This is a genomic window from Inquilinus sp. CA228 (assembly GCF_052078665.1).
Classification (GTDB): domain Bacteria; phylum Pseudomonadota; class Alphaproteobacteria; order DSM-16000; family Inquilinaceae; genus Inquilinus.
In genome coordinates, this window is record NZ_JBQJIK010000183.1 from 1 (window position 1) to 1,340 (window position 1,340).

At 70.4% G+C, this 1,340-nt stretch carries 1 protein-coding gene; it reads left to right on the plus strand.

All coding sequences use genetic code 11. The features are described 5' to 3' along the window. Nucleotides 1-76 precede the first annotated feature (76 nt). Nucleotides 77-1,255: an IS110 family transposase gene (locus tag ACTOWL_RS37880; RefSeq protein WP_441326468.1), complete on the plus strand. Its 1,179-nt coding sequence runs from the start codon at nt 77-79 to the stop codon at nt 1,253-1,255. Nucleotides 1,256-1,340 lie beyond the last annotated feature (85 nt).

The window sequence follows — 1,340 nt, forward strand, 5'->3', positions numbered from 1 at the left end:
GGGTCAAGACCCTATGGGGAGTGGATAGCGACCGCGCCTGTGAGAGGTTGAGGTTGCTGAACCAACCCTGGAGGCGATGATGCAGAGTCCCGAAGGCCAGAGCACGACGGCCGCTATCCGGTTTGATCTTGGCGCGATTTTCGTGTCGCTGGAACTGTCGCAATCGAAGTGGCTGTTGACGTCGCTGTCGCCGGGCGGCGGCGAGAGGATGTCGCGGCACGAGTTGGCGGCGGGCGACGTCGCGGGGCTGTTGGGATTGTTCGAGCGGCTGCGGGAGAAGGCACGGGATCGGACGGGCCGGGACTATGGGGTGGTGTCGATCCAGGAGGCCGGTCTGGACGGCTACTGGCTGCACCGGGTGCTGGCAGCCGAAGGGGTGGAGAGCCATGTCGTCGATGCGGCGTCGGTGGCGGTGTCGCGGCGCCGGCGCCGGGCGAAGACCGATCGGATCGACGGCGAAGCGCTGCTGCGCACGCTGCTGGCCTACAAGCGGGGCGAGCCGCGGGTGTGCTCGATGGTGCGGGCGCCGAGCCCGGAGCAGGAGGATGTGCGCCGGCTGAGCCGGGAGCGCCGGACGCTGGTCGGCGAGCGGCTGACCCATGTCAACCGCATCAAAGGCCTGCTCGCCAGCCAGGGGATCGGCGGCTACCAGCCGCTGCGCCGCGACCGGCGGGTGCGGCTGGAGGCGCTGCAGACCGGCGACGGCCGGCCGCTGGGGCCGCACCTCCGCGTCCAGATCCGGCGCGAGCTCGACCGCCTGGAACTGCTGTGCGAGCAGATCAAGGCGGTCGAGGCCGAGCGCGACGCCCTGCTCGCCCAGCTGGAGCAGACCGCGCCGCCGGACCGGCCGGCGCCGACGGCGATGCTGGCCCAGTTGGTCGGGGTCGGTGCCGAGACCGCCTCGGTTCTGTGGCATGAGGGGCTGTTCCGTCCCTTCGACAACCGCCGGCAAGTGGCCGCCTATGCCGGCCTGGCGCCGACCCCCTGGCAGAGCGGCAAAATCGACCGCGAACAGGGTGTCTCCAAGGCCGGCAACCCCAGGCTCCGAACCGCCATGATCCAGCTCGCCTGGCTGTGGCTGCGCCACCAGCCTCACTCCGCCCTCAGCCGATGGTTCCTCCAGCGCGTCCAGGACAACGGCGGCCGCGGCAAGAAGACCGCCGTTGTCGCCCTCGCCCGAAAGCTCCTCGTCGCCCTCTGGAAATACGTCTCCGCCGGCGTCGTCATCGACGGCGCCATCCTCAAGGCCGCCTGATCCACACCATCCCGAGGACCTGATCAGTCCTCGCGGAAGCAGGTGGACGGACCGATCCCGGACATGGCGCCCGCCAAGGGCCGAG